Source organism: Candidatus Dormiibacterota bacterium (assembly GCA_036495095.1).
Classification (GTDB): Bacteria; Chloroflexota; Dormibacteria; order Aeolococcales; family Aeolococcaceae; genus CF-96.
On the sequence record DASXNK010000076.1, the window covers coordinates 1 to 7293 of the forward strand.

Here is a 7293-nt window from a genome sequence, read left to right on the forward strand (position 1 = left end):
CTGGAAGATGAACACCACCGTGCCCGAGGGCATCGAGCTGGCCCGGGCCGTGGTCGCCCTCGAGCGTCCCGCCGAGGTGGAGGTGGCGGTGCTGCCGCCGTTCACGCACCTCTGGCCGGTGTGCGCCGAGCTCCGTGGCACCGGCGTCCTGCTCGGCGCCCAGAACTGCTTCTGGGAGGACGCCGGCGCCTACACCGGCGAGATCTCCCCGGCGGCGCTGGCGGGCTGGTGCGACCTGGTGCTGGTCGGCCACTCCGAGCGGCGCCACATCATGGGCGAGACCGACGAGCAGGTGGCGCGCAGGCTGCGCCGCGCCCTCACCCATCCGCTGCGGGTCATCCTCGCGGTCGGCGAGACCCTGGAGCAGCGCGATGCGGGGACCACGCTCGAGGTGATCCACCGCCAGCTCGACGCCGCCCTGGGCGGCCTCGACGCGGCCGCACTCGAACGGATCGTGGTGGCGTACGAGCCGGTCTGGGCGATCGGCACCGGCCGCACCGCCACGCCCGAGCAGGCCCAGGAGGTCTGTGCCGCCATCCGCACCCACGTCGGCGGCATCGTGTCGACCGAGGCGGCGGCGGCGCTGCTGGTCCTGTACGGCGGCAGCTGCACTCCCGACAACGCCGCCTCGCTCCTCGCCGAGCCCGACATCGACGGCGGCCTCATCGGCGGCGCCAGCCTGAAGCCGCAGGCCTTCGGGGCCATCGTCGCCGCGGCCGCCGCCACCGTGAACGCTACAGTGGACGGGTGACCGCCGGACCCTGTGTGCTCGTCGTCTGCGACGGCTGGGGCGAGAATCCCGACAGCTTCGGGAACGCCATCGCCGCGGCCCGGACGCCGCGGGTCGACGCCCTGCGCGAGCGCTGGGCCTGGACCACGGTGGCGGCGAGCGGCCTCGCGGTCGGCCTCCCCGACGGGCAGCAGGGCAACAGCGAGGTCGGTCATCTGACCATCGGCGCCGGCCGGGTGCTGTTCCAGAGCCTGCCGCGGGTGACCCTCGACATCGAGCAGGGCGGCTTCTTCGACAACCCGGCGCTGGTCGGGGCCGTGGATCGCGCCCTCGAGCGCGGCGCCGCCCTCCACGTGATGGGGCTGGTCTCGCCGGGCGGCGTCCACAGCCACCTGGACCACGGCCTCGCGGTGGTCGAGCTGGCCCGCCGGCGCGGGCTCGACCGGGTGTACGTCCACGCCTTCCTCGACGGTCGCGACGAGCCGCCGTCGAGCGCTGCCGGCTTCGTGCGCACCTTCGAGGAGGGCCTCGCCCGGATCGGCGCCGGACGGGTGGTCACGGTGAGCGGTCGCTACTACGCCATGGACCGTGACCGGCGTTGGGAGCGCACCGCGCGCGCCTACGAGGTGATCGCCGGCGCCGGCGACGGCATCGCGGAGAGCGCGGTGGGGTACATCGAGGCGCGCTACGCCGACGGTGTCAGCGACGAGTTCGTCGAGCCGGTCTCGATCGTGCCGCCGGGGTCCGATCGGGTGCGCATCGAGGACGGAGATTCGGTCATCTTCTTCAATTTCCGGCCGGACCGCGCACGTCAGATCACCCACGCCCTGGTCGACGTGGACTTCGACGGGTTCGCCCGTTCGCGTCGCGTCGCCGACCTGCACATGGCCGCCTTCTCCGAGTACGAGGGTGGCCTGCCGGTGGCGGTCGCCTACCCCACCGACGACGTGCGTGAGACCCTCGGCGAGGTGGTCAGCGCCCACGGGCTGCGCCAGTTCCACGTCGCCGAGACCGAGAAGTACGCGCACGTGACCTACTTCATCAACGGCGGCCGCGAGGAGCCGTTCTCGGGCGAGGAGCGGAGGCTGGTGCCCTCGCCCAGGGTGGCCACCTACGACAGCAGCCCGGCGATGAGCGCGGATGCGGTGACCGAGGTGGTGCTCGACCGGATTCGCGCCGGCGACGACGCCCTGATCGTGGTCAACTATGCAAATCCCGACATGGTCGGTCACACCGGCGACCTCGCCGCCACCGTCACCGCGGTGGAGGTGGTGGACCGGTGCCTCGGGAGCATCGCCGATGCCGTGCTCGCCGCCGGCGGGTCGATGCTGATCACCGCCGACCACGGCAACGCCGAGCAGAAGATCGACGCCCGCGACGGCTCGCCGCTGACCGCGCACACCACCAGCCCGGTCCCCGTGATCCTCTGCGGCGACGGCGCCACCCGGCTGCGACCGGGTGGCGGGCTCGCCGACGTGGCCCCCACGGTGCTGGGCGTGCTCGGGCTGCCGGTGCCCGTGGCGATGACGGGGCGTGACCTCCGCGACACCGCCACCGACCTGTGACCCCGCCGTCCGCAAGATGCGGGCGCGGCGGTCGTTCCCCCATACGGGTTCGTCCCACTCGCAGCTGGGTGTTGTTCTCTGGGGGTCGGTCTCGTGGCTGCAGGTCGCGGTCATCGTGGTGTGCTGCTGCGCGCAGCGGCGGGGGTGGTCACCGCCCTCGCACTGGTCGGCGCGGCGCGGCCCTTCGTCGCCCTGAGCGCGCCCGCCGGCTCGGTGCCCTCCTTCAGCGTCGACACCGTGTCGAAGGGCGCGGAGGTCACCTGGACCACGATCGACCCGCTGACGACACCGATCGACGCGGCGGTGGTGCAGGACGGCTCGGCGAGGTGCTTCGGCGGGAGCAACAACGGCAACGGCTGCTTCGAGCACATCAGCTCGATGGTCGACCGCCACCATGCCGCCGCCGGCTTCACCGCGAACTACAACAACGGGGACGACATCCTCGGCCTCGCGGTGGTCGACCATCACGCCTGGGCCCCCGCCGACCCGCACACCACCTCGCTGTGCGTCGGCGACGCCATCACCGGGGCGACCCGGCCGACGGTGACGATCATGAAGGGCGCCGACGCCACCCGCTGCCGCACCGCGGTCTCCGGCGAGCGGGTGGTGGCCGACGGGCAGGTGAGCATCGAGGGGATGGCCGACGACGGCCGGAAGGGCGCCTTCTGGTGGAGCGTCGAGCACAACTCGGCGGTGCAGCGCACCGTCGTCGGGCTCAAGCAGGACGGCACCCTCATGGTCGCCGTGGTGTCCGCCAGGAAGAGCAAGGACCGCAACGGCATGACCGTGCCGCAGACGGCGCGGTGGCTCATCGACCACGGGGTGGTCAACGCCATCGCCCTCGACGGCGGCCACCAGGCCGAGGCGTACGTCGACGGACAGGGCTCGATCGTCCCGCTGCAGGCCGGCGAGCCGGAGGTGCAGGTCAGCCTGCTCCTCGGCCACACCGTCCCGGTGACCCCGGCGCCGCCGGTGCCCGCGCCCCCGGCGCCGGCCCCCGCGCCCGCGGTCACGGTGCCCTCGCTCTCAGCGCTGATCCCCACATCGGCCCCGCACCCCGCCGTCGCACGGCGCGGCCCGGTCCCGGGCACCGGCGTGCTCGGCAGCGTGGTGCTGCCCCGGCTGCCCGAGAGCGGCGCCCTTCCCGCGCCCGGCGGGGCGGCGGCTGCCGGGGGCGGACCGGGCGCGTTCTCGGGATCCGTGACCTCGGGCTCGGGCGGCGGCACCGCGTCGGCGGGGGCACCCGGCGGCCTCACCGCCTGGTAGCGACGAGGTCGAGCGTTCACGCCGAGCGTTCCCAGTCGGAGCGCATCGCGCCGAGCAGGGAGGCTGCCACCGGGGCGGAGTCGAGCCCGATGTCGAGCTCGTGGTTGCGCGCGAAGCCGCCGGCGGTCCAGTTGGCGCTGCCGAAGAGGACCCGGTGGCCGTCGGCGACCGCCGCCTTGGCGTGGAGCTTCTCGCCCGCGCCGCGGTAGAGGCGCACCTCGACACCGGCGGCGCGGAGCTGCTCGGCGGAGGCGTCGCTGGGCCGCTGCTCCGGGTCGAGCAGCAGGCGCACCCGCACTCCGCGTGCGTGCGCCCGCTCCAGCGCATGCACCACCGCGGTGTCGGTGAGGACGAAGAGCTCGAGGTCGAGGGTGGCACGCGCTCCCTCGACGAGCTCGAGGGCGAGCGGGTGGATGCCGGTGTCGGGAAGGGTGGTGGCGACCACCACCGCGGGGTCGACCGCCTCGGCGGGGACGGTGACGGCCCGCCCGGTGGTGGCCAGGTCGCGAAGGAAGACCCGCTCGAGGTTCAGCGCGGCGGGACCCCGCACCAGGGCGTCGAAGTCGTGGTTGCGATCCGACGAGCTGCCCCAGTTGATCCCCCCGACCACCGCCGCGTCGCCGCCGTCGACCACCAGGAGCTTGACGTGGTCGATCATCCTCCGTCGCACCGGATAGAGGGACACCGCGATCCCCGCGGCGCGGAGATGGATTGCGGCGGCCTCGCTCGACGGGACCGAGGGGTCGGTGATGAGGGTGACCTCGAGTCCCCGCCGGTGGGCGTCGACGAGGTCGGCGGCGAGGTCGGCGCGGCCGAGCTCGTAGACCTCGACGTCGACGCGGCGGCGGGCGCCCTCGATCAGCTTCCGGATGACCGGGAACGCGACCACGCCCCGGGCCAGGACGCTGACGGTGTCGCCCCCCACCGCCGCGGGTGGCGCCGCCGCGGTGGGATACGCGGCGGTGGTCGCGGCGGGCGCGTCGCGGGCGAGCCCGGGGGAGCAGCCGCAGAGGCCGGCGAGGAGGACCAGCAGAGCGGGGTGGGGGAGGCGGAGGCGGTGAATGAGTGCCATGTCGCGACAATACTACTCAGCAGTGGTAGAGTCAAAGCATGACCACGGGCGAGTTTGCAGGAGCGGGGTCGTGTCGCGGCTATACTTCCCCGGCGCGTCCCGCGGAGGTTCGGTTGGGTGAAGACGGTTCTTTCAGTTCTCCAGGTCATCCTGGCCGTTCTCGTCATGCTTGGCGTCTTGCTTCAGACTCCGAAGGCGAGTGGTCTGGGTGGGACGATCGGAGGCAGTGGGGATATCGGTGGCGGTTACCGTCGCCGTCGCGGCCTGGAACGGAGCCTCCTCCGGGTGACGGCGATCCTGATCGGCCTGTTCGTGGTCCTGTCGGCGATCAACACGTACGTCGGGTCTCACTAAGCCGGGGACGGCGCCGCGCCGTCCAGCTCGCGATCGTCGCCGGCGTCGCCGTGGTCGCCGCCGGCGGCACCATCGCCGCCTCCACCTCCGCCTTCCGACCGGCCGCGCAGGCCGACTATCGCGAGGCCGTGGTCGCCCCCCACCGGCCGCTCATCCTCGACCCGCTGTTCGGCCGCGACGACTCCGCCGTCCGCGACATCGGGCACCTCCTCTATCGCTCGCTGCTGCACCTTGGCCTCGACAGCCGCCCCACCGGCGACCTCGCCGCCACCTGGACGGTGAGCAGCGACGGCCACACCTACGCCTTCACCCTGCCCGCCGACCGGCGCTGGTCGGACGGCAGCGCGCTCACCGCTCGCGACGTCGCCGCCACGGTGTCGCTGGTGCAGTCGTCCGACTTCCCCGATTCCCAGCTCGCCGACGCCTGGAAGGACGTCGCCGTCACCGTCGACTCTCCCACCTCGGTCACGATGCGGCTGCGCCGCCCCCGCGGCTCCTTCGCGGTCGCCGTCGCCGAGCTCCCCATCCTCCCCACCGCGGCGATCGCGCAGCCGGCGGCACAGCTCGCCCGCACCGCGACCCGGCCGCTTCCCACCTCGGGTCCCTACCGGGTGGCCAGCGCGGACGCCGCCGCGGTGCGCCTGGTCGTCAATCCCCACGCACAGCGCGCCCCGCCGATGCGCACCATCGAGCTGCGCCTGGTGCCGACCTTCGAGGATGCGCTGCGCCTCTACGCCGCGGGGCAGAGCGACTCCCTGCTCGCCACCACCGCGGGCCAGCGCGCCGAGGCCGCCGCGGTGCCGGGAACCCATCTCCACGACATGCTCGGCTTCGGCACCGTGCAGCTGCTGTTCAACACCGCCAGCCAGGCGTCGGGTCTCGACCAGCCGGCGGTGCGGCATGCGATCGCGTCCGCCATCGACCGCCGCGAGCTGGTCGCCGCAGCGCTCCCCGGCGCGGGCGTGCCCCAGCCGGATCCCATCCCCCTGGGGGTGCGCTGGGTGCCGCACCCGGCGGTGCCCCCGGCCGACCCCGCGCTGGCGGCCCGGACCCTGGACGCGGCGGGATGGACCCTGCCGGCTCCCGGCGCGGTGCGCACCCGTCAGACCGACCGCCTTGGCGAGCGCCTCATGGTCTCCGACGAGGAGCCGCTCCCCGCCGTCGCCCGGAACCTCGCCCGCCAGCTGCGCGGCATCGGCGTCCAGGTGGAGGTCGACCTGGTGCGGCCGGCGCGGTTCTACGAGATGCTCACCGGCCCGGCGAAGCAGTACGACATGGCGCTCGCCCACATCGACAGCGGCCCCGACCCGGACGTGAGCTCGCAGTGGCGCTCCGACGAGGTGCCGCCCAAGGGCATCAACGTCACCGGCCTCAAGCCCGACTTCGTCTTCGACCGGGCGCTGGACCGCCTCGCCCAGGAGACCGATCCCAAGCTGCGCCGCGCCGCCGTCGAGGAGGTCGACCGCGACCTCGCCGCCAGCGCGCCGGCCGTCTTCCTCTACGGCCCGCTGGTCAGCGTGGCCACGACCGAGAGCCTCGACCTGGCCCTTCCCGCGTCCGGCTCCAGCGCGCAGCGGTACGACCTGGTCGCCGCCTGGCGACGGCTCACCCGATGACGGCGGTGGCCTGTCGCAGAGACGCGGGGATCGGGTAGCATCGGATGCGGCCGCGCCGAGGTGGTGGAACTGGTAGACACGCAGCGTTCAGGGCGCTGTGCTCGTAAGGGCGTAAGGGTTCGATTCCCTTCCTCGGCACCATCGACGGAAAGCTCCTTATTTACCAGTAACTTTCCGGCCCTGGCGGCCCCAATGACACCAACCGTTGACACCAACGGTGGACACCAGCGGGTCGAAAGGCACCACCTTCGGGCCCGTCAGCGCCGCCGCTCCACGCCCGGGCCTCCCGGTGCGTGATGCGTTTCGCATCGTTCTGCGCTACTCTCGATCCATGACCCGTGCCCTCACCCTGCGACTCGACGACGACGACCACGACCGCCTGGAGCGAGAGGCAAGCCGGCTGGGCCTGCGCGCCGGGACCCTTGCCCGCGTCTACGTCCGCGCCGGGCTGGGCGACGACCCTGCCGCCGTCGAGGCCGCCCTGCGGCGACGGGCTGGTACCGAGGCACTCGCGCGCCTCGCGAAGCTCCGCGAGGAGCTGCGCACGGCCGGCCATGTTGGGGTCGACGCGGTGGCGACGGTCAACGCTGCGCGTGGGGAGCTCGACGAGCGCCGGGCCGGGTAGGTGTCGTCGGTCATCGTCGACGCGAGCGTTCTCGTGGTCCTGGTGGCGGACGACCCGCGCGCCCC

Annotated in this window: 7 protein-coding genes and 1 tRNA gene; 7 read left to right on the top strand and 1 reads right to left on the bottom strand. The window is 73.5% G+C overall.

The features are described from left to right. The 3 genes from tpiA to VGL20_07715 all read left to right on the top strand — a co-directional run. Positions 1-751, top strand: a 751-nt coding sequence (tpiA, locus tag VGL20_07705; protein ID HEY2703558.1) for a triose-phosphate isomerase, incomplete at its 5' end; no start/stop codon positions are given. Continuing rightward, positions 748-2295 carry a 2,3-bisphosphoglycerate-independent phosphoglycerate mutase gene (gene gpmI, locus VGL20_07710; protein ID HEY2703559.1) on the top strand — a complete coding sequence of 516 codons (1548 nt, stop codon included), beginning with the start codon at positions 748-750 and terminating at the stop codon, positions 2293-2295. The genes tpiA and gpmI, both read left to right, overlap by 4 nt. 120 nt (positions 2296-2415) lie before the next feature. Continuing rightward, positions 2416-3561 carry a phosphodiester glycosidase family protein gene (locus VGL20_07715; GenBank protein HEY2703560.1) on the top strand — a complete coding sequence of 382 codons (1146 nt, stop codon included), beginning with the start codon at positions 2416-2418 and terminating at the stop codon, positions 3559-3561. A 16-nt stretch (positions 3562-3577) separates the two neighbouring features. Here VGL20_07715 and VGL20_07720 read toward each other — a convergent pair whose 3' ends face one another. Then, on the bottom strand, positions 3578-4633 hold the full coding sequence (locus tag VGL20_07720) for a phosphatidylserine/phosphatidylglycerophosphate/cardiolipin synthase family protein (GenBank protein HEY2703561.1): 1056 nt from the start codon (positions 4631-4633) through the stop codon (positions 3578-3580). Positions 4634-4750: 117 nt separating this feature from the next. Between VGL20_07720 and secG the strand changes: the two genes are divergently transcribed. From secG to VGL20_07740, 4 genes are all read left to right on the top strand, one after another. Then, positions 4751-4987: a preprotein translocase subunit SecG gene (gene secG, locus VGL20_07725; GenBank protein ID HEY2703562.1), complete on the top strand. Its 237-nt coding sequence runs from the start codon at positions 4751-4753 to the stop codon at positions 4985-4987. Positions 4988-5037: 50 nt separating this feature from the next. After that, the gene (locus VGL20_07730; protein ID HEY2703563.1) at positions 5038-6603 is read left to right on the top strand and encodes an ABC transporter substrate-binding protein; all 1566 of its coding nucleotides are present in this window, start codon (positions 5038-5040) and stop codon (positions 6601-6603) included. Positions 6604-6657: 54 nt separating this feature from the next. Then, a tRNA-Leu gene (locus VGL20_07735) sits at positions 6658-6744 on the top strand. 190 nt (positions 6745-6934) lie between these two features. Then, positions 6935-7228 (top strand): hypothetical protein, encoded by a 294-nt coding sequence (locus tag VGL20_07740; protein HEY2703564.1) that lies wholly within the window; start codon positions 6935-6937, stop codon positions 7226-7228. Positions 7229-7293 lie beyond the last annotated feature (65 nt).